General features: G+C 72.4%; 20 protein-coding genes. 9 read left to right on the top strand and 11 right to left on the bottom strand.

What is annotated here, in order from left to right; genetic code table 11:
• Positions 1 to 43 precede the first annotated feature (43 nt).
• Together ACGF0D_RS00255 and ACGF0D_RS00250 are read left to right on the top strand one after the other, a co-directional pair.
• Positions 44 to 3,544, top strand: a complete 3,501-nt coding sequence (locus tag ACGF0D_RS00255; protein WP_392913219.1) for a S8 family serine peptidase — start codon at positions 44 to 46, stop codon at positions 3,542 to 3,544.
• Between the two features lie 158 nt (positions 3,545 to 3,702).
• Entirely contained in the window at positions 3,703 to 4,671 is a 969-nt protein-coding gene (locus tag ACGF0D_RS00250) for an alpha/beta fold hydrolase (RefSeq protein ID WP_392913217.1), read from the top strand.
• A gap of 78 nt (positions 4,672 to 4,749) precedes the next feature.
• Here ACGF0D_RS00250 and ACGF0D_RS00245 read toward each other — a convergent pair whose 3' ends face one another.
• The 3 genes from ACGF0D_RS00245 to ACGF0D_RS00235 all read right to left on the bottom strand — a co-directional run bounded on the left by ACGF0D_RS00245 (position 4,750) and on the right by ACGF0D_RS00235 (position 7,971).
• Entirely contained in the window at positions 4,750 to 6,177 is a 1,428-nt protein-coding gene (locus ACGF0D_RS00245) for a VWA domain-containing protein (RefSeq protein ID WP_392913215.1), read from the bottom strand.
• Positions 6,174 to 7,046, bottom strand: a complete 873-nt coding sequence (locus ACGF0D_RS00240; protein WP_392913213.1) for an AAA family ATPase — start codon at positions 7,044 to 7,046, stop codon at positions 6,174 to 6,176. The genes ACGF0D_RS00245 and ACGF0D_RS00240 overlap by 4 nt, the downstream gene beginning before the upstream one ends.
• Before the next feature lie 256 nt (positions 7,047 to 7,302).
• On the bottom strand, positions 7,303 to 7,971 hold the full coding sequence (locus tag ACGF0D_RS00235) for a Tat pathway signal sequence domain protein (RefSeq protein ID WP_392913211.1): 669 nt from the start codon (positions 7,969 to 7,971) through the stop codon (positions 7,303 to 7,305).
• A 597-nt stretch (positions 7,972 to 8,568) separates the two neighbouring features.
• Between ACGF0D_RS00235 and ACGF0D_RS00230 the strand changes: the two genes are divergently transcribed.
• Positions 8,569 to 9,312: a TetR/AcrR family transcriptional regulator gene (locus tag ACGF0D_RS00230; RefSeq protein ID WP_392913209.1), complete on the top strand. Its 744-nt coding sequence runs from the start codon at positions 8,569 to 8,571 to the stop codon at positions 9,310 to 9,312.
• Positions 9,313 to 9,384: 72 nt separating this feature from the next.
• Here the strand turns inward: ACGF0D_RS00230 and ACGF0D_RS00225 are convergent, their stop codons facing one another.
• Both ACGF0D_RS00225 and ACGF0D_RS00220 read right to left on the bottom strand, forming a co-directional pair.
• Entirely contained in the window at positions 9,385 to 9,831 is a 447-nt protein-coding gene (locus ACGF0D_RS00225) for an RNA-guided endonuclease TnpB family protein (protein ID WP_392871678.1), read from the bottom strand.
• Entirely contained in the window at positions 9,812 to 10,543 is a 732-nt protein-coding gene (locus tag ACGF0D_RS00220; protein ID WP_392871375.1) for a hypothetical protein, read from the bottom strand. Before ACGF0D_RS00220 ends, ACGF0D_RS00225 begins: the two co-directional genes overlap by 20 nt.
• 360 nt (positions 10,544 to 10,903) lie before the next feature.
• Here ACGF0D_RS00220 and ACGF0D_RS00215 point away from each other — a divergent pair, with 360 nt between their 5' ends.
• From ACGF0D_RS00215 to ACGF0D_RS00205, 3 genes are all read left to right on the top strand, one after another.
• Positions 10,904 to 11,560: a DUF6230 family protein gene (locus ACGF0D_RS00215; protein ID WP_392913207.1), complete on the top strand. Its 657-nt coding sequence runs from the start codon at positions 10,904 to 10,906 to the stop codon at positions 11,558 to 11,560.
• Positions 11,561 to 11,562: 2 nt separating this feature from the next.
• Positions 11,563 to 12,093, top strand: a complete 531-nt coding sequence (locus ACGF0D_RS00210; RefSeq protein WP_392871381.1) for a DUF6114 domain-containing protein — start codon at positions 11,563 to 11,565, stop codon at positions 12,091 to 12,093.
• A 244-nt stretch (positions 12,094 to 12,337) separates the two neighbouring features.
• Entirely contained in the window at positions 12,338 to 13,576 is a 1,239-nt protein-coding gene (locus ACGF0D_RS00205; protein ID WP_392871384.1) for a globin domain-containing protein, read from the top strand.
• 120 nt (positions 13,577 to 13,696) lie between these two features.
• On the opposite strand, the gene ACGF0D_RS00200 is transcribed toward ACGF0D_RS00205, so the two are convergent.
• The gene (locus ACGF0D_RS00200) at positions 13,697 to 15,100 is read right to left on the bottom strand and encodes a selenium-binding protein SBP56-related protein (RefSeq protein WP_392913205.1); all 1,404 of its coding nucleotides are present in this window, start codon (positions 15,098 to 15,100) and stop codon (positions 13,697 to 13,699) included.
• Positions 15,101 to 15,313: 213 nt separating this feature from the next.
• Here ACGF0D_RS00200 and ACGF0D_RS00195 point away from each other — a divergent pair, with 213 nt between their 5' ends.
• From ACGF0D_RS00195 to ACGF0D_RS00185, 3 genes are all read left to right on the top strand, one after another.
• Positions 15,314 to 17,629: a tetratricopeptide repeat protein gene (locus ACGF0D_RS00195; protein ID WP_392913203.1), complete on the top strand. Its 2,316-nt coding sequence runs from the start codon at positions 15,314 to 15,316 to the stop codon at positions 17,627 to 17,629.
• 18 nt (positions 17,630 to 17,647) lie between these two features.
• Positions 17,648 to 18,619, top strand: a complete 972-nt coding sequence (locus ACGF0D_RS00190; protein WP_392871393.1) for an alpha/beta hydrolase — start codon at positions 17,648 to 17,650, stop codon at positions 18,617 to 18,619.
• A gap of 134 nt (positions 18,620 to 18,753) precedes the next feature.
• On the top strand, positions 18,754 to 19,548 hold the full coding sequence (locus ACGF0D_RS00185; RefSeq protein ID WP_392913515.1) for a spermidine synthase: 795 nt from the start codon (positions 18,754 to 18,756) through the stop codon (positions 19,546 to 19,548).
• Here the strand turns inward: ACGF0D_RS00185 and ACGF0D_RS00180 are convergent.
• The 5 genes from ACGF0D_RS00180 to ACGF0D_RS00160 form a co-directional block, all read right to left on the bottom strand.
• Positions 19,535 to 20,023, bottom strand: a complete 489-nt coding sequence (locus ACGF0D_RS00180) for a GNAT family N-acetyltransferase (protein WP_392913201.1) — start codon at positions 20,021 to 20,023, stop codon at positions 19,535 to 19,537. The two genes, ACGF0D_RS00185 and ACGF0D_RS00180, sit on opposite strands and share 14 nt — an antisense overlap.
• A complete protein-coding gene (locus tag ACGF0D_RS00175; RefSeq protein ID WP_392913198.1) occupies positions 20,020 to 20,865 on the bottom strand; it encodes a hypothetical protein in 846 nt (281 codons plus the stop codon). The genes ACGF0D_RS00180 and ACGF0D_RS00175 overlap by 4 nt, the downstream gene beginning before the upstream one ends.
• Positions 20,829 to 21,485 carry a hypothetical protein gene (locus ACGF0D_RS00170; protein WP_392913196.1) on the bottom strand — a complete coding sequence of 219 codons (657 nt, stop codon included), beginning with the start codon at positions 21,483 to 21,485 and terminating at the stop codon, positions 20,829 to 20,831. Before ACGF0D_RS00170 ends, ACGF0D_RS00175 begins: the two co-directional genes overlap by 37 nt.
• Entirely contained in the window at positions 21,482 to 21,898 is a 417-nt protein-coding gene (locus ACGF0D_RS00165; protein WP_392913193.1) for a hypothetical protein, read from the bottom strand. The genes ACGF0D_RS00170 and ACGF0D_RS00165 overlap by 4 nt, the downstream gene beginning before the upstream one ends.
• A gap of 519 nt (positions 21,899 to 22,417) precedes the next feature.
• Complete coding sequence (locus ACGF0D_RS00160; RefSeq protein ID WP_392913190.1) at positions 22,418 to 23,266, bottom strand: helix-turn-helix domain-containing protein; 849 nt, start codon at positions 23,264 to 23,266, stop codon at positions 22,418 to 22,420.
• Between the last annotated feature and the right edge of the window lie 4 nt (positions 23,267 to 23,270).

Genomic DNA, 23,270 nt, shown 5'->3' with positions numbered 1-23,270 from the left:
CGTCAGCTATCCATTCGACTACCCATCTGACGAGAGGATTTATATGATCGGCTGGCGCAAAACCCAGCTAGCAGCCGCCGTCACGGTCACCGCCGCGTCCATGGTCCTGAGCCTCGGGACCATCGCGAGCGCGGCCCCGGCCCCCGACCCGCAGAACGCCCGGGCGGCGTCCGCGGACGGGGCTCCGGTGCCGGTGATCGTGATCCTGAAGGACCAGGTCGCGGACGCCCCGGCCGACCACGGCCACCTGGGTGCCCGGCAGCAGAAGACCGCCTCCGCGCAGGCGCCGCTGCTGAACAAGGTCAAGGCGGGCGGCGGCACCGACATCAAGAGCTTCGTGGTCGGCAACGCCTTCTCGGCCACGGTCAGCCCCGCCCTGCGCGCCCAGCTCCAGGCGGACCCGGCCGTCTCCTCCGTGGTGGCGGACACCCAGGTCCAGGTCGCCCCGCCGGCCGCCGCCAAGGCGAAGGCGGCCAAGGACACCGCCGCAGGTGCCGGCGCCAAGGCCCCCAAGGCCGACGCCGCTGCGCAGGCCGTTACGGGCAGCAACGGTCAGGGCGCCGAGGAGAACGCGACCAACACGGTCTGCCCCTCCGACCCGGGCAAGCCGCTGCTGGAGCCCGAGGGCCTGTACTCCACCCGGGCCGTCACCGGCAACGGCAAGCCCGGCGTGGAGGACCTGGCCACCGGCAAGGGCGTCAAGGTCGCCTACATCGCGGACGGCCTCGACCCGAACAACCCGGACTTCATCCGGGCCGACGGCTCGCACGCCGTGGTCGACTACCAGGACTTCGCGGGCGACGGCTGGGACGCGCCGACCGGCGCGGCCGAGGCCTTCGGCGACGCCTCGGCGGTCATCGCCCAGGGCCGCCAGGTCTACGACGTCTCCAAGTTCGTCAACTCCTCGCACCCGCTGCCGGCCGGCTGCAACATCCGCATCCGCGGCCTCGCCCCGGACGCCGACCTGGTCGCGCTGAAGGCCGGCGGCGAGATGATGTCCAACTCCTCGATCCTGCAGTCGATCGACTACGCGGTGCGGGTCGCCCACGTCGACGTGCTGAACGAGTCCTTCGGCGGCAACGTCACGCCGGACAGCGGCGCGCACGACACCATCTCGCTCTTCAACGAGCAGGCCGTCAAGGCCGGTGTCACCGTCGCCGTCTCCAGCGGTGACGCCGGGATCAGCGGGACCATCGGCACCCCGGCCACCGACCCGTACGTGATCGCGGTCGGCGCCTCCACCGACAACCAGAACTACCAGCAGACCGGTTACGCGGCCTCCAAGTTCTCCAACGGGACCTGGAGCGACAACCGCATCTCCGCGCTCTCCTCGGGCGGCTTCACCCAGGCCGGCCGGACCGTCGACCTGGTCGCGCCCGGCGAGTCGGACTGGGCGCTGTGCACGCCCGACACCAGCAAGTACACCGACTGCACCGGCTACAACGGCCAGCCCTCGCCGATCCAGCCGTTCGGCGGCACCAGCCAGTCGGCCCCGTTCGTCACCGGCGCCGCGGCCCTGGTCATCCAGGCCTACCGCGACACCCACGGCGGCGACTCGCCGTCCCCGGCACTGGTGAAGAAGTTCCTCACCGGCACCGCCACCGACCTCGGCGTGCCGGCCGAGGAGCAGGGCGCCGGCCTGCTGAACGTCCGCGCCGCCGTCGAGGCCGCCCGCGGCTACGACGACGGGGACGGCACCGACGGCGCCAGGACCGTCGTGGTCGACACCGGCCAGGTCGACATCGCCGGCGCCCCCGGCTCGACCCACACCGCCGACGTGACCGTCACCAACACCGGTGACAGCACCCAGACGGTGAGCGCCGCGACCCGCAGCTTCGTCCCGCAGTCGGGCGACCGGCAGACCGTCCAGCTGGACCCGTCCTCGAAGGACACCTTCAAGTACGCGACCAACGGCTCGGACTGGGTGCAGAAGCAGGTCAAGTTCACCGTCCCGGCCGGCGCCGACCGCCTCGCGGCCTCGATCGCCTGGCAGGGCGCCCCCAACCCGGTCACCAACGGCCCGGTGGTCCGTATGACGCTGCTCGACCCCTCGGGCCGCTTCGAGACCAACACCCGTCCGCAGGGCGGCGCCACCCCGGCGAACTTCGGCCTGGTGGACGTCCCGCACCCGGTGGCCGGCGAGTGGACCGCGATCCTCTACACCCCGGCCGGCAAGGCCGGCTACAGCGGCGCCGTCCAGCTCGGCACCGCCACCCAGCGCGCGGTGCCGGCCGGCGCCGTGAGCCCGAACACCACCGACCTGAAGCCGGGCCAGACCAAGACCCTCAAGGTCCAGCTCGCCACCCCGGCCACCAGCGGCGACTCCAGCGAGGCCGTCCTGGTCTCCGGCTCCAACGGGAACACCACCAGCGTCCCGGTCGTGCTGCGCAGCCTGGTGCCGGTCAACCAGGGCAAGGGCACGTTCACCGGCACCATCACCGGTGGCAACGGCCGCAGCTCCTCGCCGACGCAGAGCTTCTCGTACGCCTTCGACGTCCCGAAGGGCCAGCGGGACCTGCGGGTCGGCCTGACCGTCGCCAAGGACCCGAAGCTGCTCATGCAGGGCGCGCTGATCAGCCCGAACGGCACCCCGGTCGACATCGAGGGCAACGGGCAGTTCGACGCCCAGGGCAACCTGGCCGGCACCGGCAACGGCGTCTCGGCCACCGCCGTCAACCCGGCCGCCGGCCGCTGGCGGTTCGTCCTGAACGTGCTCGGCCCGGTCAGCGGCCAGGAGCTCGCCCAGGACTTCACCGGCACCGTCGCGTTCAACCAGAACCAGGCCACCGCGGCCGGTCTGCCGAACGACCCGCGCACCGGGCTCGCGGCCGGCAAGCCGGTCACCGTCCAGGTGAACTACACCAACAACACCGTCGCGACCCAGCGGATCGCGGCCGACGGCCGACTGGACCGCCGGGTGGACGTGCCGCTGGTGCCGCAGGGCTCCTCGGCGACCGTCAGCCTGCCGCTGAGCCTCAGCTCCGCCGTGCCGTCCTTCCTGGTGCCCCCGGGCACCGACCGGCTCAAGGCCGTGGCGGCGTCCTCGACGCCGGCGCAGATCGAGCTGAGCGCCACCACCGGCTCGCCGGACCTGTTCGGCGACCTGAAGAAGGCCCAGGACGGCTCGACCGTCTCGGTGGTGACCGACAACGGCACCCCCGAGCAGCCGGTCGTCCCCGGCACCTGGGGCACCTTCGTCCAGCAGATCGGCCCGTTCGGCAGCGGCTCCGCGCCGGCCGGCACCTCCACCATCACGGCCACCGCGCACACCCAGGCCTTCGACCCGGCGCTGACCTCCAGCACCGGTGACCCGTACGCCGCCTCGGTGAACGCCTCGGCCGCGGCCGCCACCCCGGTGACCGTCGCCCCCGGCGCCACCGGTTCGCTCCAGGTGACGCTGACCCCGACCGGCCCGAAGGGCAGCACCGTCAAGGGCGTGCTGTACCTGGTGTCCGGCCCGACCGGCGTGGCCACCGCCAACAACGTCCTGAACACCACCGGTTCGGTGCTCGCGGCGATCCCGTACAGCTACACCGTGAACTGACGAAACGTCAATTCATCTGAAGCCGAGGCCGTCCCGGAGTTCCGGGGCGGCCCCGGCCGCTTCCGGTGGGCCGCGTTCCGCGGAAACCTTCGGGTGCTGCCGGTCGTTGGGCCGGGCAGGGGCCGTTGCGGCCCGACCGACCGACCAGGGAGCGGGAGTTGAACGACGCGATCAAGCACGGCGAGGTCGAGGTCAACGGCGTACGGCTGCACTACGCGGAGCAGGGCGAGGGGCCGCTGGTCCTACTGCTGCACGGCTTCCCGGAAAGCTGGTACTCCTGGCGGCACCAGTTCGCACCGCTCGCCGAGGCCGGGTACCGGGTCGTCGCGCCGGACCAGCGCGGCTACGCCCGCAGCTCCCAGCCCGAGCGGGTGGACGCCTACACCCTGCTGCACCTGGTCGGCGACGTGACCGCGCTGATCGGCGCACTGGGCGAGGAGCGGGCCGTCGTGGTCGGCCACGACTGGGGCGCGCCGGTGGCCTGGACCACCGCGGCGCTGCGGCCGGACCTGGTGCGCGGGGTGGCCGGACTGAGCGTGCCGCCGCTGCCGGTGGGCGGGCCGCCGCCGCTCGAGGCCGCCCGGGAGGCCTTCGGCGAGGGCTTCTACCAGGTCTACTTCCAGGAGCCCGGAAAGGCCGACGCCGAGCTGGCCGCGGACGTCAAGTCCAGCCTGCGGCGCATCCTCTGCGGCAAGCAGCCGGACGGCGTGCCGCGGCCGTGGATCGTCCCCGATGGCGGGAAGCTGCTGGACACCGTCCCGGAACCGGAGCGGCTGCCCGACTGGCTCACCGACGCGGACCTGGACGTCTTCACGGCCGACTACGCCGCCCACGGCGAGCGCGCCTTCACCGGCGGCCTCAACTGGTACCGCAACCTCGACCGCAGCGCCGAACTCCTGGCCGCCTTCAGCGGGGTGACGGTCGAGGTGCCCGCGCTGTTCGTGGTGGGCGAGCAGGACCTGGTCAACGCGCTGGTCCCGCGCCCGGTGCTGGACCACCTGTTGGGCCGGCTGCCCAGGCTGCACGGCCACGTCCGGCTGCCGGACACCGGGCACTGGACGCAGCAGGAGCGCCCGGCCGAGGTGACCGAGGCGCTGCTGGACTTCCTGGCGCACCTGGACAAGTAGTCGGGCCGGGCGCCGTCCGCGGCCGTCCGCAGTCGTCGGCCGCGGCCGTCCGGGGACGGAGGGCCGCGGCCGGCGGCGTCAGACCGGCAGCAGGCGGGCGATCAGCTCGCCGAGGCGGCGGGCGTTGCGGCAGGAGTGCATCTCCACCACGCCCGCGTAGGCGAGCGCGGCGGAGTCGCCGGTCGGCCAGAGCGAGGGCTGCTCCGGGTTGAGCCAGAACACCCGGCGGGCCCGGCCGGCGATCCGGCGCAGCGCGTCCAGGTTGGGGTCGCGCTGGTTGTTCCTGGCGTCGCCGAGGACCAGCACGCAGGTGCGCGGGCCGACGGCGTCCAGGTGCCGCTCGGCGAACTCGCCGAGCGCGGCGCCGTAGTCGCTGTTGCCGTGGTAGCCCGTCACCTTGGCCTCGGCGAGGATCCGGGCGGCCAGCCGCGCCGGGTCGTCGCCGCCGCGCAGCAGTCCGGTGACCTCGGCGGTGCGGTTGACGAAGGCGAACACCCGGACCTTGCTGAACTGTTCGCTCATCGCCTGCACCAGCAGCATGGTGAAGTCGGCGAAGCCCGCCACCGAACCGGAGACGTCGCACAGCAGCACCAGCTCCGGCCGGGCCGGGCGGCGCAGCCGGTACGCGGGGCGCAGCGGCACCCCGCCGGTGGTCAGCGAACGGCGCAGGGTGCGGCGCAGGTCGATCTCGCCGCGGGCGGCACGGCGGCGCCGGGCGGCCAGCCGGGTGGCCAGCTTGCGGGCCAGGGGGTGGACGGTGCGGCGCAGTTCGGCGAGCTGGGTGCGGCCGGCGTAGAGGAAGTCGACCAGGTCGGTGGTCGGGGCGACGGCGCGTTCGGCGATCCGCTCGGGGCCGCGCAGCTCGGCGACCCGGCGGCGGGCCTCGCCGGCGGCCATGGCACGGAAGTCCCGGATGCGGCGGCGGATCTCGTCGGCGAGCACCCGGTCGGAGAGGTCCCGGGTGTTCTGCCCCTCGCGCAGGGCGGCGAGGACGCGGGCGAGCAGGGTGTCGGGGGCGAGCCGGCCGAGCGCCTGCTGGGCGGACCAGCCGTCGGAGCCGGGTGAGCTGCCGACGCCGTACCGGCCGAAGGCCTCCAGCACCTCGCCGGCCAGCCGGGCCTGGGCGGCGCGGTCGTCGGCGGCCAGCGCGGCGGCGAGCCGGTCGCGCAGCTGATCGCGCAGCGGGTCGGGGCGGCCGAAGCGCGGCGGCTCCGGGTCGTCCGGGATCGGCGGCGGGTCGGCCCGCACGGCCTCCGGGGTGCCGACGCCGAGCGGGAAGAACAGGTCGAAGGTGGCGTCGAAGACCGCCCGCTGGCTCTGCGAGCGCAGCAGGGCGGCGGCCAGGCCGGCCCGCATCGGCTCGCGGTCGGTGAAGCCGAGGACGTCCAGGACGGCGGCGGCGTCCACCGTCTCGGCCGGGCCGATCGGCAGGCCGTGGCCGCGCAGGGCGCGGACCAGGCCGGTGAGGCGGGCGGCGGTGTCGGCTTCCGGGGGCGGCGTCGTCACGCGAGGGTGAGCTTCTGGGTGGCCTTGCGGACGTCGTCCTGGTGCTTGAGGATCACCCCGAGGGTGTCCCGTACGACGGCGTCGTCCAGGGTGTCGGCGCCGAGGGCCAGCAGGGTGCGGGCCCAGTCGATGGTCTCGGCGACGGACGGCGCCTTGCGCAGCTCCATCGCGCGCAGCGCGCCGACCACCCGGACCAGCGACTCGGCCAGCGTCTCGTCCAGCCCGGGCACCTTGAGCCGGACGATCTGTCGCTCCAACTCGGCCTCGGGGTAGTCGAGGTGGAGGAAGAGGCAGCGGCGGCGCAGCGCCTCGGAGAGCTCGCGGGTGGCGTTCGAGGTGAGCAGGACGAAGGGGCGGCGGCTCGCGGTGATGGTGCCGAGCTCGGGGACGGTGACCTGGAAGTCGCTGAGCACCTCCAGCAGCAGCGCCTCCACCTCGACGTCGGCCTTGTCCATCTCGTCGATCAGCAGCACGGTCGGCTCCTCGCCGCGGATCGCGGTGAGCAGCGGGCGGGTGAGCAGGAACTCCTCGCCGAAGATGTCGGTGCGGGCGTCCTGCCAGCCCTCGTCGCGGCCGGCGGTGATCCGCAGCAGCTGCTTGGCGTGGTTCCACTCGTAGAGCGCGCGGGCCTCGTCGATGCCCTCGTAGCACTGGAGCCGGACCAGCCGGGCGCGGCCGATCTCGGCGACGGCCTTGGCGAGTTCGGTCTTGCCGACCCCGGCCGGGCCCTCGACCAGCAGCGGCTTGCCGAGCCGGTCGGCGAGGAACACGGTGGTGGCCACGGAGGTGGAGGCCAGGTAGCCGGTGGCGGCCAGCTGTTCGGCGGCGTCCGCCACCGAGGTGAAGAAGCCCGTGCCGTTGTCGCTCATCCGTCTGCCCCGTTCCGGTTCGCCGTCTCCGTGCGGCGCCACCCTACCGGCCGGTCACTTCGCTGTCTCGGGTTCGTTGGCTCGGCGTTCGCCGTCTCGGGGTTCGCTGCCTCGGGGACGGGGTGGTGGCTTCGGTGCGGTGCAGTGCAGTGCGTGCGGTGTGTGCGGTGCCGGGGCACGGCGGTGCGGCGGCGTACGGCTCCGGTGAGGGTGCCGTACGCCGCCGTCGTCACGACGGGCCGGGTGGGCCCTGGTGTCAGTTGACGAAGAGGACCGGCTGGCCGGGGGCGGTGATGTCGATGACCTGGCCGTAGGTGGCGCTGAAGAAGCCGGTCGAGAAGCACAGGCTCGGGCCGGAGACCAGGGCGAACGGCTGGCCGGAGAAGCCGATGGTGTTGCCGGTGTTCGAGGTGGTGCCGTTGATCCCGGTGCTGTTCTGGTAGTTGCAGCTGATGCTGCCCAGGATGGTGTTGAGCACCACCGTGGTGCCCATCACGCCGGCCGCGCCGGGGGTGAGCTTGACCGGGTTGCCGGGCGCGTCGCTGACCGTGTTGGTGAACGGCAGGTTGGTGACGCTGATGCTCTTGACGCCGGTGACGCCGATGACGTTGGACGTGCAGGACCCGAAGCTCTGGGTGTCGAGCCGCTCGACGGCGCTGCCCGGCGCGGCCGGGTTGGAGGTGACGGTCGCCGAGAAGGAGGAGGCGGCACACTTGACGCCGGTCGTGCCGGTGGCGCTGTTGTAGAAGGTCGCGTAGGTGCCGGAGACCAGGTTGGCGGTCAGTACGTCGCCGACGGCGACGGCCGGGCCGCTCGGGCTGCCGGTGGTCAGGACCGCGCCGGCGGCCTGGGCGGGGGCGACGGCCGCGCCGGTGAGGGCGAGCGAGGCGAGTGCGGCGGTGGCGAGGGTGCGGCTGATGCGCATGAGGGTGCCTCTCTCCGTCCGGTGGACGGGTGGGGGAACCCCCGCGTGCGGGTGTGGTGGTGTGCACGGCGGGGGAGGTGCATGGCGTACCGGGGGCTTCGTACCGGCGGCCGGTGCCGAACGCCGCTTCGGAGGCCTGGAGTCGCGGGCGTCGTCCGGTGGGCTTCGGCACAGGCCGAGGGGCGGGCGGGCCCGGCGCCACGGGCCCGTCCGTGCGGTACGGCGGTGCGGACGTACGCGAGGGTGGGCGCGTACGGCGGTGCGGTGGTACGACAGTGCGGTGGTGCGGTGGTGCGGTGGTGCGACCTTGCGGTGGAACCGCGGTGCGGTGGTGCTGACGTGCGTACGGGCGGCGGCGTGGACACCAGCGGCACTGCGCCGTTCGGTCGGGGACGTGCGGTGCCGTGGGGCACGTGGACGGCTGCCACCGTCGCGTCCCCGCCTCCGCCGTGGTCCCGTGGCCTGGGCGTTCGCCCGGGCCGTCGGAGCCCCCGGAGGGTCCGTCCGGTGGTGGCCTGCTGGCCCACCGGTTGGAAACCTGTCAGTGTTGTAAGCCCGGTGTTCCGTCAATGTCAATACAGGACACAGGAGTTGGTGATGGATCGGAACTACCTCCGCGGAGCCGACGTGGTCCTGCTGCCGGGTGCCCGGACAGGCCGCGATCCGGCCCGCTCGATCAAGCCCGGGCCGCGCCGACTGCCCGCCGGCGTGGTCGCCGCGACCCAGCGCGAACGGCTGCTGGACGGGCTGGTGCGGACCGTGGCCGAACGCGGCTACCAGCACGCCACGATCAGCGACATCTGCCGTGCGGCGGGCGTGACCAGGCCGGTCTTCTACGAGCTGTTCAGCGGCAAGGAGGACGCCTTCCTGGCCGCGCACCGGTACGGCACGGGCGTGGTGATCCGCCGGATGGCGGAGGCCTACACGGCCGAAACCGACTGGTGCCGGGGCATCCGCAAGAGTCTCGGGGTGATGCTCCAACTGCTCGCGGGAACACCGGCGTTCGCGACGATGGCGGTGATCGAGGTCGAGGCCGTGGGCCCGGCCGGCCGCTGGGAGCGGGCCCAACTGCTCACCAGGTTCCGCACGTTCTTCTCCGAGGTGCCCCAACTCCCGGGCGGGGTGGAGTCCAAGGAGATGGTGGACGCCGTGGTGGGCGGCGTCTACAGCGTCATCTACCGGCGGATCGACTCCGGAAGGACCGAACAACTGCTGGAGATCCTCCCGGTGTTGACCATGTTCTGTCTTTCGTCGTTCCTCGGCCCGGCGGAGGCGGCCGAGCGGCTGGGGGTTCGGGACTGGCCGAAGCGGGTCGCGGATTGGTCAACGACCCGGGACTGAGGTTCCAGGCTTGCAGTTCACCGTGTGTCCGACGGGTCGCCCCGTCCGTGGTGTCCGCGTCTGACCAGCGCTCTACGTGAGAGTGCTGGTGGGGGCGTTGACTGCTCCCCGCTTCCACGCATCAGCCGCACGGTGGCGGATGTTGCGGGAGCCGTTGATGTCCGCATGCATGGTCACGCCGCAGGAGCGGCACGCGAACGTGGCCTGGTCCACTCGGTTCTGCCTGTGGGTGTGCCAGCAGACGGAGCACTGCCGGGAGGTGTTACGCGGGTCCACGTGGACCAGGGGCACACCCGCCCGCTGCGCCTTGTACTCCACGAACGCTCCGAGCTGGGCGAACGCCCAGGAGTGGAGGCGGTACCGCTGGTCCTTCTTGGCCTTGACCCTCTCGCGGATGCCCGTGAGGTCTTCCAGGGCGATCCCGCGCGAGGTGCGTTCAGCGGTGGTGACGATGGTCTTGGAGATGATGTGGTTGGTCTCGGTCGCCCGGCGCGACTCCTTACGGCGCTGCCGCTTCAGGACCCGCTTGGCAGACTTGGTGCCCTTGGAGCTTGGCGCGCAGCGCCACCATGCGGGCGCGGTGGCGGTTCAGGCCTCGTCCGGCCATGACCTGGCCGTCGCTGGTGGTGGCGATGTTGACGATCCCGAGGTCCATCCCGATCCAGTCGACGGGCTCCGCGACGGGCTGCACGGGAATGTCGCAGGTCGCGAACAGATACCAGGTCCCGTCACGGAACACCAGGTCGGACTCGCCCCGTCGATGCTCGGCCAGCATCGCGAGCGCGTCCTGGGAGCAGCGAAATCCGATGCCCTTCAACCGGCTCGCCGTGGTCCAGATGCTCACGGTCTTCGTGTCGGTGTTCCACGACAGCATCCGGTCGTCGAACGGCTGGGCGGCGTCCTCGCGGAATCTGATCGGCTTGGACTCGGCCTTGTTGCGACGCTTGCTCCCCTTCGGGCCGAGGTTGCCGGCCCGAAGGTTCGCCGTCAACGCCGCGTAGGCGTCACAGACCTTCTTCACCGACCGCACAGCGGCCTGCGCCCCGAGGTCGTATTCGTCCTTGACGTACCGGTACACCAGCGGCTGCAACCCGTTGCGCCGGATCTCACCCTTGGCGAACGCCACCTGCGAGATGTGGTTCGCGGCCCGGTTGCACGTGCGCAGTGTCGCAGCGAGCGCGTCCGCCTGGTACGGCGACGGCTCCAGCTTCACCCGGACCACGATCTTCATGCGCAGGAAGGTAGTTGACCCAAAATCGAACGATCAAATCGGAAGGTCAGAACACATGGAAGAGGACTCCGCCGCTTCGCGGCTCCGGTCCAAGGAGCCGATTCGCCCCCGCAAGCGGGAGGTACCCCCACTCAGGGCTGAAGCCCTGGGCTTCCTCGGCAGAAATCAGGTGAAGATCCTTCGTGCACCCGTATTGACCCGGCCAATACCGAGCAGTAGCTTCCCAGTTACTTACCGCGTGCTGACCGGAAGAACCCCGCTGCCGAGGGGTTGACGGCCCGGTCGCGCCGAAGAACGCTGTCCGCGCCAGGACAACGTGCCAAGTGCCTGCACACCCATCCACCCACAGGGAGCACACACATGGCCATGTCCGAGGACGCCGCCACGGCGGCCGAGGCCCCGCAGACGCCGGGCACGCCGAGAAGAGGCCGGGTCCGCCTCAAGCGCACCGCCCTGATGGCCGTACCGGCCATCGCGGCCGGTGGCGTCCTGATGGCGCTCACCGCCCAGGGCGTGCTCGCCGCCCAGTTCTCCATCTCCGGCATGCCGTTCACCATCACCGCCGACAAGCTGGAGGGCGAGGGCTTCGCCCAGTTCGGCGCGCTGGACTCGATGATCCCCGACAGCCCCAACGCCGGCTCCACCGGCGGCCAGGTGCTGGTCGCGGTGTCGGCGATCAAGAAGGCCGAGATCACCAACCTCTGCCAGAGCGTCGACCTCGGCGGCGTCAACCTGGTGATCCACGCGGGCGACGGCGGCACCCCCGTCTCCGCCAGCAACCTCACCACCGACTCCGACCTGCTCTCCGGCGACGCGGAGTTCACCAACATCGAGATCGGCGGCGACGCCAGCACCTACACCAAGGCCGGTCCGATCGGCAAGGGCGGCCCCGGCGTGTTCGGCCAGCAGGCCGACACCGTCAAGCTCACCCACCTGAACCAGCACAACTACGCGAGCACCGCCGTTGGGTTCAAGCTGCCCAACCTGCGGCTGAGCTTCAGCTCCACGGGCTGCTGACCATGACGGAGTCCGTACCGGAGCCGGCCGGCACCGGCGAGGGCACCGCGGCACGGGCCGAGGGGGTGGCCGCCGAGGGGACGGCGGCCACGCCCGCCCAGGCCGTGGCGGCCCCCGTCGCCGCGCCCGCCGCACACCCGGTCAAGAACGACTGGCGGGGGCGGCGACCGTTCTGGGGCGGGCTGCTGGTGACGCTCGGCGGCGCCGAGATCCTGTTCACCCTGAAGGCCCCGCTGCCCGTCCTCCTGCACATCGGGATGGAGGGGCTGGCCGGGTACCTGGTGCCCGCGGTGATGGTGCTGTGCGGCCTGCTGATCCTGTTCAACCCGGCACAGCGGCTGTTCTACTCCATCCTCGCCGTGCTCGCCTCGCTGGCCACCTGGGTCACGTCCAACCTGGGCGGCTTCGTGGTCGGGATGATGCTCGGGGTGGTCGGCGCCTGCCTCACCTTCGGGTGGCTGCCCGAGCAGCCGCTGCGCCAGGGCCGGCAGCGGCGGCTGGAGCGCCGGGAGGCGCGCCGGGCGGCGGTCTGACGGCGGTGCCCCGGGTCCTGGTGGTGGGAGAGCACCAGGGCGTGGGGCACCTCACCGTCGGCGCGCCCGCTGCGGTCGCTGTGCCCGCAGCGGTCCGGGGTGGTCCGGGGTGGCCGAAAACCATCCCGGACCGCACGCACCGACGCAATGGGCCGAAGGTCCCGGGTCTCTCCGGGGCGATCGGCCCTTCTCGCGTTCGGCGGCCGGGCAGTTGACTGGACAGGACATGGACAACAGCAGCAGCATGAGCACTGGCACCGCCGCCACCGCCACCGCCGAGTACGACCGCCTGATCGCCCGCCATCACGCGATGCGCCTGCGACGCCAACTCCTCGCCCCGTCCTCCTCGGGCGGCGGCGAATTCGGGTACGGCGCCTACGGCGAGGACGGCGGCTACGACGGCGCCGCCGACCAGCACCTGATCCGGCGCGACCTCGACCTGATCTCCCCGCTCTCGGACCTGATCGACCACCTCTACGCGGTGATGTTCAGCCACCGCCCCTACCTGCGACCGCTCTTCCCCGCCTCGATGGAGTTCCAGCAGCTCCACCTGGAACGGATCTTCCACCACCTGATCGACCACCTCGACCGCCCGGCGGAGCTGGAGCAGACGCTGCGTCAACTCGGCCGCGACCACCGGAAGCTGGGCGTCCGGCCGGTGCACTACGAGGCCTTCGAGGAGGCCCTGTGCGCGGCCGTCCGGCACCGGGCCGGCGAGCGCTGGACCGAGGACCTGGAGGGCGCCTGGGTGCGGATGCTGCGCTTCGCCGTCGGCGCGATGGTGGCCGGCGCCGACTCCGCGCTCACCGAACCGCCGTACTGGCACGCCGTGGTGACCGGGTACGAGCGCCGCCGCCCCGACCTCGCCGTGCTGCGGGTGCGCACCGGCGAGCCCTACCCGTACCAGGCCGGGCAGTACGGCACCGTCGAGCACCCGGCGCTGCCGCACACCTGGCGGCAGTACTCGATGGGCTGCGCCCCGCGGTCCGACAACGAGCTGGAGTTCCACGTCCGCCGCACCGGCCTCGGCGGGGTCAGCGCCGCCCTGGTCGACCACACCGCCATCGGCGACCGGCTGCGCCTCGGCCCGCCGCGCGGCAGCCTGCTGCCCGACGGCGACCCCCGCGACCTGCTGCTGGTCGCGGGAGGCACCGGCCTCGCCCCGATGAAGGCGATCGTCGAGCAGCAGACCACCCAGCGGCCGACCGGCCGACGGGTCCACCTGTTCGTCGGCGCCCGGGATCGCGGCGACCTCTACGACTGGCAGGCGCTGTCCGAACTCGGCCTGCACAAGCCGTGGTTGACCGTCACCCCGGTCACCGTCGGCGAACTCGCCGACGCCGTCGCGGCGGCCGGCGACTGGCGCGAGCACCTGGCCTGCGTCACCGGCCCCGTGGGCATGGTCGGCTCCGTCCGCACCCGGCTGGCGGAAGTCGGGCTGCCGTCGACGCAGGTGCGGTTCGACCAGGCGCTCTTCCGCTGAGGACCGGTCGGCGCCGGATTGGTTTCGGCGCCGGTGGCGGTAGCGGTGGCGGTGTCAGTGCCTGCGCCGGTGTCGGTGCCCGCGCCGGTGTCGGCGTCAACGTCCGGGGCAACGTCCGGGTCAGCGGAAGCAGTAGGAGTCGGAGGAGGCGTCGCCGCCCGCCAGATGGGTCTGGTGGACGCGCAGACCCCGGAAGTCGGCGCCGTGCGGGAAGAAGCGCTCGTCCACGCTCAGCCCGCCGGCCTCCGGATCGGCGTCCAGCTTGACCATCCAGGGCTCGATGCCGTCCGGGTAGAACTGGTCGTCCCAGGCGCCGTAGAGCGAGTTGGTGAGGTAGAGCCGCCGGCCGTCCCGGCTGATCTCCACCATCTGCGGCGCCCCGCTCAGCGGACGGCCGGGCTCGGCCGGGTGCGGGGTGCGGGCGGCGATCCCGCCGAGCCGCACCGAGTCCGTCAGCCGGGGGTGGAACGGGTCCGAGACGTCGTACTGGAACAACTCCCCGGTGCCCCAGGCGGACACGTACAGCCAGCGGTCGTCCACCGACAGGTTGATGTCGGTGACCAACGGCGGCACCGCGCCGAACGGCTGCAGCGCGGGCGGCAGGTCCTCGGCCTTCGCCGGCTGGGCGGGGATCTCGATCACCTTGCGCGCGGTGAACGCCGGCCCCTCCCGGTACCAGAGCCAGACCGAGGAGGACAGGTCCTCGACGTTGGTGACCACCCCGACGAACCCCCACTCCGCCTGCGGGTCGTGCGCCGGACGCAGCTCCAGCACCATCTGGTACTGGTCGCCGAGGTCCACCCGCTGGAGGTGGCGGCCGGAGTCCAGCTCCCAGAAGTGCAGCGCGTGGCCGTACTTGCGCCCGAGCAGGAGCTCCGGCACCACCCCGTCCTCGACCATCCGCGGGGTGCCCCACTCGCTGGTGATGCCCACGTTGGTGCCCAGGTGCCACCAGACGTCGTACGCGAAGTGCTGCGGCCCGCGCTCGGTCTCCCAGGCGCGCAGCACGTCGAAGGTCGTGTGGTCGAGCAGCGCCACCCCGCCCGGGCCGTCGTCGTCCTCGCCGCTGCCGAGGCAGGAGAGGAAGACGCCGTCGGGGCCGCAGTGCAGGGTGTGCGGACGCGAGTAGCCGGCCTTCGCGGCGAGCTCCTCGGCCTCGATCGTCTTCACCAACCGCGGGCGGACCGGGTCGGGCCGGGTGTCCAGCACGTGCAGCCGGGAGGAACGCAGCCCGGGCAGCAGCAGGTAGCGCCGCTCCGGGTTCTCGTGGCAGGCGTGGGCGAGGGCGCTGGAGCAGGCGTTCCAGCCGAAGTGGTGCAACTCGTCGCCGAGCGTGGGCAGTTCGGCGAAGTTCAGGACCTTCCCGTAGCTCGCCGAGTCCGGATCGGTGTCGACGCTCAGCAACGCATCCGGCTGCCGCCTCGACCGGTCGAACCCGGCCACGTACGCCAGCTTCTCCGGCGGAGCGGCGATCGCCTCGGCGGCCGAACGGTAGAGCGACGGATCGGTATGCCCGTGCTGCATGCAAACTCCCCAACTCGCCGTGTCTGTCCGGGAAGCGTTCCACAGGGACACCGGCGCACAGCAGGCGCACGAGGGGCGGACGGGGGCGGTCCGGAGGCGGGCGCGGAGTGGTTCGGTCGGGTGGCGGTCCGGAGGCGTCGGGTGGACGTTCGGAGGGGCGCCGGGTGACGGTCCGGACACGGTCGGGAAGTGCGGGCGGCTACCCTCGGCCGGGTGCACAACAGTATTCGCGGGGGGAACTTCCACGGCCCGGTCGTCCAGGCCGACACGGCGTACGTGACGGTGACGGCCCGGCCGCCGACGATCGCGGGGCTCCCGCCACTCACCTCCGCCTTCACCGGCCGTGACCGGGACCTGGCGGACCTCCAGGCCCTGTTGGCCGTCGACGGCCCGTCGACGGTGGCGGTCACCGGCCTCGGCGGCATCGGCAAGACGACGCTGGCGATCGCCGTCGGCCACGCCCTGCTCGACGCCGGCCACGTCGGCGCCGCCTTCTTCGTGGACCTCCGCGGCTACGCCGAGACCCCGGTCGGGGCCGGGCAGGCGCTCGACACCCTGCTGCGGGCGCTCGGCGTGCCCGCCGACCACATCCCCCCGGACCCGGAAACCCGCGCCGCCCTCTATCGCGAGCGGCTGGAACGGCACGGCGGAGGCGTCCTCGTCATCGCCGACAACGCCTCCGCCGCCGACCAGGTCCGTCTCCTCCAGCCCTCGTCCACCCGCCACCGGCTCCTGGTCACCTCCCGGGAGACCCTCCCCAGCCTCGGCGCCCGCCTCCACCGCCTCGGCGTCCTGGACACCGACGCGGCCACGGCCCTCCTCGACGCCGCCGTCCGCGCCGCCCGGGCGGACGACGACCGCGGCACGGCCGACCCGGCGGCCGCCCGGCGGATCGCGAAGCTGTGCAGCCGACTCCCGCTCGCCCTGCGGCTCGCCGCCGCCCAGCTCGTCCTGGACCCGCACCTGCGCGCGGACGAACTCGCCGCGGACCTGGCCGACCACGCCGCCCGGCTCGACCTCCTGGACGACGGTGAGATCGGCATCCGCATCGTGCTCGACCGCTCCTACCGGAGGCTCGGCGAGCCGCAGGCGGAGCTGTTCCGGCTGCTGGCCCTCAATCCGGGACCCGACGTCTCGACCGAGGCCGCCGCCGTGCTGGCCGACGTGAAGGTCCGTGAGGCCCGGTCCAAGCTCGCCCAGCTCGCGGGCAGCGCCCTGGTCGAACAGACGGCGGGCGGCGGCCGCTGGTACCTGCACGACCTGGTCCGCGACTACGCCCTGGAACAGGCCGATCGGTACCCGGAGGCCGGTTGGACCGCCCTGTGGCGCCTGCTGGTGTACTACGCGGATACGGCCGTGGCCGCCGACCAGGAGATCGGGGCGCTTCCCGTGAGCCCGGGCCCCGGCCGGTTCCGGGACCGGGTCGAGGCCCTGGCTTGGCTGGAGTGCGAGCGGGCCGCCCTGGTCGTGACCGTGCGTCTGGCGGTGGCGATCGGCCTGCTCGACGTGGCCATGAGGCTCTCCTCGTCGCTGGTCGGCTATCTGGTCCGGTGGTCCCGGATCGATGACGCCGTCTCGATGACGACGGCCGTGTTGTCCGCCGCCCTCGACGTCGGGATCAGGGCCGAGGAGGCGATGGCGTGGCACAACCTCGGCTTCGCGCAGGGCAAGGCCCGCCGGTTCGAGGAGGCGGTGGAGGCACTGCTGACCGCCGGCGAGATCTTCCACGAGGTCGAGGACCAGCAGGGGGTGGCCTCGGCCCACGCGAACATCGCCGAGGTCCTGGCGAGCCTGGGCCAGCGGCAGGCGGCCATCGACGTGCAGCGGTACGCCCTCACCCTGGTGGACGGTCGGGACGATCGGCGGTGGGACGCCCGACTGTCGTTCAACCTTGCGGTCCTGCTGGTCGACGCGGAGCGGTTGGACGAGGCCTACGAGACGTTCCGGCGGACGGCGACGGTCTTCGGGGAGCTCGGTGACCGGAGCGGTGAAGGGATGTCCTGGAACCGCGTCGCCCAGATCCTCAGCCTCCGGGGTCGTCACGAGGAGGCGATCGAGGCCCAGCAGCGGGCGCGGGTCATCTGTCAGGAGGTTGGCGACCGGCAGAACGAAGCACTGGTGCTGGGCGATCTCGGCGTCACCCTCGTGGGGGCGGGCCGGATCGGGGAAGCGGTCGAGGCCTACGAGCAGGCCGGCCGCCTGCTGCGGGAGACCGGTGACCGCCAGGGGGAGAGCCTGAGCCTGCGCAACCTCGGCATCGCCCTGCGGCGCGCCGGGAAGGCGGACGAAGCCCTGGTGGCGCACCGGCGGTCCCTGGCCATCTGTCAGGAACTCGGCGATCGCGCCGCCGAGGGCAGGACCTGGGGTGTACTCCAAGCCGTGTTCGAGGACCTCGGGCGGCCCGAGGACGCCGAGGAGGCCCGCCGGCAGGCGGACCGTGCCATCGGCGACGCCTACGAAGCGCTCTCCGAAAGCATTGCGATCATCACATCGCGGCAGGTCGGGGATGCCGGGGACGGGAACGGCTGAGCCAGTACAGTCACCCTCATGGAGTTCCGTGAAGACATCCTGGGTGCCCCCTACGAGGCGGCCGAGCTGACGCTGCGGCCCGACGACGAAGGGGCCGTGTGCGCGACGCTCGTCCGTCGGCCGGTGCCCGGGTCGGAACGGGCCGTGCTGTACATCCACGGCTACAACGACTACTTCTTCCAGACCAACCTCGCGGACCACTACACCGCGCTCGGGTTCTCCTTCTACGCCCTCGACCTGCGCAAGTACGGCCGCTCCCTGCGCCCGCACCAGTCGCCGAACTTCGTCCGCGACCTCGCCGAGTACGACGAGGAGATCGACGAGGCCGTCCGGATCATCCGCGAGGTGGACGGGCACCGGCAGCTGCTGCTGAACGGGCACTCCACCGGTGGGCTGATCGGGGCCCTGTGGGCCGGGCGTCGGGCGGGACGTGGAGTCGTGGACGGGCTGTTCCTCAACTCGCCGTTCCTGTCGATGCCGGCCGCGCCCGCCGTCCGCACGCTCGGCGGGCCCGCCGTGACGGCGCTCGGGCGGCTGGCGCCGACCCGCGTCCTGCCGTCCGCGCTCAACCCCCACTACACCCACAGCCTGCACAAGGACCACCAGGGCGAGTGGGACTTCGACCTCACGCTCAAGCGCCCCCAGAGCTTCCCGCTGTACGCGGGGTGGCTGTCGGCGATCCACCAGGGCCACCGGCGACTGCAGCGCGGGCTGGGCATCGACGTGCCGGTGCTGCTGATGGCCTCGACCCGCTCCATCTCCACCACCAAGTGGCACAACGCGCTGCACCACGCCGACGCCGTGCTGCGCGCCGACGACATCGCCGCGCAGGGGCCGCGGCTGGGCCGGCACGTCACCACCGTCCGGATCAAGGGCGGTATGCACGACCTGGTCCTCTCCGGCGAGGCGGCCCGCACCGAGGTGTTCGCCGAGCTGGACCACTGGCTCGCCGCCTACCTCGACGTCCGGCCCGTCGGGGAGCGCGCGTGACCTCCGAGCGCGACTCGCACGACCCGCAGGACCAGGCGGGCGGGCACGACTCGCACGACCCGCAGGACCCGCAGGACTCGTACGACGAGCCCGTGCCGGTCGGGCGGCGCACCGACCTGGGCTTCGCCAAGCTCATGCCCGACCTCGACCGCGACGGCGGCTGGCTGCTCACCCTGGACGGCACCCCGCAGTCGTACGTCGACCTCGCCGACCCGACCCACCTGGAGTTCGAGTACACCCGGCGCCTCGGCCACCTCGCCGACGCCCTCGCCCCCGCCGGCCGGCCGCTGGACGCGCTGCACCTCGGCGGCGGCGCCCTCACCCTGCCCCGCTACCTGGCCGCCACCCGGCCCGGCTCGCGGCAGCAGGTGGTCGAGGTGGACGGGCCGCTGCTGGAACTGGTCGCCGAACAGCTGCCCTGGCAGGGCCCCGGCGCGGACATCACCGCGACCGTCGGCGACGCCCGGGCGGCCCTCGCCGAGACGCCGGCCGGCTCGCAGGACCTGGTGATCGCCGACGTCTTCCACGGCTCGCGCACCCCCGCGCACCTCACCTCGGTGGAGTTCCTGCGGCTGGCGGCGGCCGCGCTGCGCCCCGGCGGCTGCTACGCGGCGAACCTGGCGGACGGCCCGCCACTGGCCTTCGCCAAGGCACAGGCGGCGACGGTGCGGGCGGTGTTTCCGTACGTCTGCCTGGTGGCGGAGGCACCGGTGCTGCGCGGCCGCCGGTACGGCAACATCCTGCTGGCCGGCTCGACGGCGCCGCTGCCGGTGGCCGAGCTGACCCGGCTGCTCGCGGGCGACATCTTCCCGGCCCGCCTCACCGAGGGCGAGGACCTGGCGGCCCTGGTCGGCCGCACCGCCCCGGTCACCGACGCCGAGGCCACCGACTCCCCGCCCCCGCCGGACGGCGCCTTCAGCATCGGCTGACCCCGCGCCCGACGGCCCGGGGCGGTCGGATGGAGTAGGTCATGAATCCGCCGCGTTCACCGGTCGGGACGAATCCCGCCTTGAGCAGGACCCGGCCGGAGGCGGGGTTGTCGGCGCGATGCCTGGCGCGGACCTGCGGCAGGCCGAGGTGACCAAAGGCCAGGGCGACGATCCTGCGGACTCCTTCGGTCGCGTAGCCCCGGCCCCAGGCGTCCGCGCGCAGGATGTAGCTGACGGCGGCGACCGGCCGGTCACGGTGGAGCTTGACGACCCCGAGGAGGTCTCCGTCCACGGCCAGGCCGAGCACGTACAGGGCGCGCGGCGACTGTGCCGCAGCCGCCGCGACGTCGCGTACGCGGTGGCGGGCCTCGTCGGCGTCCATCGGTGCCCGGCCCAGGTACCTGGTCGACTCCGCGCTGTAGATCCGCAGCAGGGCTCCAGCGTCGCCAGGACCAAGCTCCCGGAGCTCGATCACCCGTCCACCGCTTCGATCAGCTTCGCCAGTTCGGCGGCGGTGGGCCGGTCGTCGGGGGCAGCCAGCAGGACGTCGCGCAGCCGGTCCTGGAGGGCGGGCCAGGGCGTCGCGGTGGAGAGCGGGACGGCCCGGTGGGCGATGGCCTTGCGGATCTCCTCCACCGGCGTGCCCGTTTCGAGAGCGGCGGTCTCGTAGTCCAGCGGCCACGTGCCGGTGGCGCAGGTCCACAGGGTTCCGGCGAGGGCGTAGACGTCGGCGGTGCGGGTCGTTTCGACGGGTTGGGGGCCGTTGATGATTCGGGCGGCCAGTTCGGGCGCGGTGAGGTGGATCATCGTGCCGTCGAACCTCGGCCACGGGGTGCTGCCGATCCGCCGCGTCCAGGCGAAGTCGAGGAGGCGCACCGTTCCGTCCTCGCCGTGGACGCCGTGGGCGGGCTGGAGGTCACCGTGCACCCAGCCGTCGGCGTGGAGGTCGGCCACGGCCCGGCACAGCCCGACGGCGGCGGCAAGGGCTTCCTCCTTCCCGCCTTCGCCCTTGCGGACGGGTCGGAAGACGTGCCACGTGGAGGGTCCGGCCAACCATGGGGTGACGTACCAGACGCCGTCGGCGAAGCGGCCGGTGCTCATGGTGTAGCCGGGGAGCTGGCCGAGGACGGAGGCCTCGCGGGCGGTGACCTCGGCGGCCTCCCCGGTGCCGAGCTTGATGCTCGCCACTCCATGCGGCCCGGTGGCCTTCCACACCGCCGAGCCGCGCCGGTTGCTGATTTGCGCCAGCTTAAGCGGCCCGCAGACGGCCTCCGCGGCCTTCAACGCGGCTCCGGCCTCGGAAGTGAACTCGCCCATTGTCTGACTGCCTTCCACTCGCAGGGGATGTGCTCGAAGACGTCCCGGCCGTCGTCCGCCGCGACGGCGAGCGCTGCGGCGAGATCGGGCGTCTCCGAGAGGAACTTCGGGTCCAGGGGCCGTACGCCCGCCCGCACCGGGAGGAACGAGAACGGCGGTGGCGGGATGCCCTGCCCGCGCCGGCCGTGCTCGGCAGCGCCCTGGGGGAACTTGCCGAACATGACTCCGACTTGCGCGTACAGGTGCTTCAGCGCCCAGTGCGGCCAGGCCATCAGCTCGCGGTGATCGGCCCCCTCGCAGTGCCCGATCAGCACCACGTTCTCGCAGGCGAGGACGCCGTACGGCCTGCCGATCAGCGGGCGCACCCATTCCGCGGCCCGGACCCCGGCGTGGAACAACTCGGCTTCCACGGCGTATCGGTGGCTGCCCGGGGCGATCTCGTAGACCGTCCACCCGGTCATGCCCCGACGGATGGACGGCCGCAGGAACGGGCAGTGCTCGTACAGGCCGACGAGGTAGCCGTCGACATCGATGCCGACCGGGTGCTCCGTCCGCGCTTCGGTGAGGCGGAGCGCCCCGGTGGTCGGCCGGGACGCTCCGTCGGATGGTGCAGTGATCACAGGTACGACGCCACCGGGACCAGGTCATCACCGTCGCCGGGCGCGGGCGCGCAGTTCCACTCCGCCCAGACCTCGCCGCTCTCGCGGTAGCGGGCCAGGGCCTCGGCGTCGACCGTGCCGTCGGCGTCGGTGAACCAGACCTCCGGCAGGGGGCCGTACGCCTCCTCGTACGCGCCCACCCAGGAGACGAAGCCGGAACCGGCGCTCTCCACGTGGGCCAGCCTGCGGCCGGCGTGCCGGAGCGTGAACGCCTGGTGCACGGCCGGGGCGTCGGCGAGCCGGTGCCACGTGGCGTCGATGGCGGCGGAGAACATCTCCGGCGCGCTCTGACCGGCGTCGATCCGACGCGCGGTGATGGTGAAGAACTTTCCCAGCTCGTCCAGCTCGACGCTGGACTTGGTGATGGTGCTCATGTGCCTCTCCAATCGGGGTCGGCGCTGCTCGCCGGGACGGGGACGAGCAGCTGCGAGGGATTTGCAGGCCCGGCCCGGCACGACCCATTCCGACGGGCCGGGAGTTCGTGGTCGCCCAGGAGACGGGCGTGGGGTTAGCGGAGCCGGCCGGAGACGACCAAGGCGGTCACCAGCGCTATCAGGCTTGTCAGACTGACGGTGCCGACGCGGGAGTGCGGCGAGCCGTGCAGTCTCGACAGGCGCAGGTGGATCGCACGGCGGCGAGCTGGAGCAGCGTTCCCGCAGAGGGGGCACGATCGGCCGATCGGGCCGCCCGGTAGTCGTCCAGCGGGCTCCAACTGACGGGGAGTCGGTTCAACTCGGACTTCGAAGGCCTGGTCACGACCTCGCGGTACACCCGTGGAGTGGTGCGTCTCGCCATCGGTCTGTCCTCCTTCGCCATGGCGGTGGGGGGCGCGTGATAGACCGTAGGGAGTCGGCTACAGACGGTGCCACGAAGTTGCACGCGGTTGCACAGGTTCACCCGAGAGTGCTGCGGGCCTTGGCGATTCGGCTTCGAGCTTCGGCTCCGTGAACGGCGATCTTGGCCAGTTCGGCGAAGGCGCGAAGGTAGCTGCGGATCTCGCCAGGAGCTGTGACGTTGATCTCCGCCGTCAGCGTCTCGACTGCCACGAGGCTCTCGTCGAATGCGTAGAACGCTTCGAGTGGCCAGACGGTCCGGCGGGCCCGGAACGGGATGACTCCGACGGAAACGTTCGGGAGGGAGGAGATTCCAAGCAAGTGGTCAAGTTGACCAGCGAGCGCTTCGTCGTCGCAGACGCCGTAGTAGAGAACGGCCTCTTCCAGGATCAGGGCGAACTGATGGCCGGCGTCGTGCAGGACGCGGGACCGCTTCAGCCGGGCCTTCACCGCGTCCTCCACGTCGTCCGGGGTGCCCTGGAAGGTCGTGATCGAACGGAGCAGCCCGGTCGCGTACGGGGCCGTCTGCGTCATCCCCGGCATGACGTTGGAGGCGTACACCTTGAATCTCCGTGTCCGCTGGTAGAGCGGCAGCGTCTTTTGATGCACCCTCCTCATGCCGTCGCGGTGGAGGTCTCGCCACTGCGTGTACATCGACTCGGCGGTGCGCGACGCCGCGATCAGATCCGATGCCTTGTCCGCAGAACCGCAGGCCGTGCACCAAGCACGGATGTCGCTGTCAGAGGGGACCGTCAGACCGCGGGCGATGCGGGAGGACTTGGACTTGTGCCACCCACACCGCACGGCCAGTTCAAGCCCTGAAAGCCCGGCGTCCCGCCGGATCCGGTCGAGCTGATCGGCGAGCGCCTTCCGTGCGGCTTGGGCGCTGGAGAGGGGAGAAGAGGACATGAAC

This window comes from Kitasatospora sp. NPDC048298 (assembly GCF_043201465.1).
Classification (GTDB): Bacteria; Actinomycetota; Actinomycetes; order Streptomycetales; family Streptomycetaceae; genus Kitasatospora.
This window is presented reverse-complemented; position numbering and strand designations above follow the sequence as displayed.

Bases quoted from the DNA above. Each gene is read 5' to 3' on its own strand.
- ACGF0D_RS00255 (WP_392913219.1), top strand. From the start codon at position 44: ATGATCGGCTGGCGCAAAACCCAGCTAGCAGCCGCCGTCACGGTCACC.
- ACGF0D_RS00240 (WP_392913213.1), bottom strand. From the start codon at position 7,046: ATGAGCGACAACGGCACGGGCTTCTTCACCTCGGTGGCGGACGCCGCC.
- ACGF0D_RS00235 (WP_392913211.1), bottom strand. From the start codon at position 7,971: ATGCGCATCAGCCGCACCCTCGCCACCGCCGCACTCGCCTCGCTCGCC.
- ACGF0D_RS00230 (WP_392913209.1), top strand. From the start codon at position 8,569: ATGGATCGGAACTACCTCCGCGGAGCCGACGTGGTCCTGCTGCCGGGT.
- ACGF0D_RS00220 (WP_392871375.1), bottom strand. From the start codon at position 10,543: ATGAAGATCGTGGTCCGGGTGAAGCTGGAGCCGTCGCCGTACCAGGCG.
- ACGF0D_RS00215 (WP_392913207.1), top strand. From the start codon at position 10,904: ATGGCCATGTCCGAGGACGCCGCCACGGCGGCCGAGGCCCCGCAGACG.
- ACGF0D_RS00210 (WP_392871381.1), top strand. From the start codon at position 11,563: ATGACGGAGTCCGTACCGGAGCCGGCCGGCACCGGCGAGGGCACCGCG.
- ACGF0D_RS00205 (WP_392871384.1), top strand. From the start codon at position 12,338: ATGAGCACTGGCACCGCCGCCACCGCCACCGCCGAGTACGACCGCCTG.
- ACGF0D_RS00200 (WP_392913205.1), bottom strand. From the start codon at position 15,100: ATGCAGCACGGGCATACCGATCCGTCGCTCTACCGTTCGGCCGCCGAG.
- ACGF0D_RS00190 (WP_392871393.1), top strand. From the start codon at position 17,648: ATGGAGTTCCGTGAAGACATCCTGGGTGCCCCCTACGAGGCGGCCGAG.
- ACGF0D_RS00185 (WP_392913515.1), top strand. From the start codon at position 18,754: ATGCCCGACCTCGACCGCGACGGCGGCTGGCTGCTCACCCTGGACGGC.
- ACGF0D_RS00175 (WP_392913198.1), bottom strand. From the start codon at position 20,865: ATGGGCGAGTTCACTTCCGAGGCCGGAGCCGCGTTGAAGGCCGCGGAG.
- ACGF0D_RS00165 (WP_392913193.1), bottom strand. From the start codon at position 21,898: ATGAGCACCATCACCAAGTCCAGCGTCGAGCTGGACGAGCTGGGAAAG.
- ACGF0D_RS00160 (WP_392913190.1), bottom strand. From the start codon at position 23,266: ATGTCCTCTTCTCCCCTCTCCAGCGCCCAAGCCGCACGGAAGGCGCTC.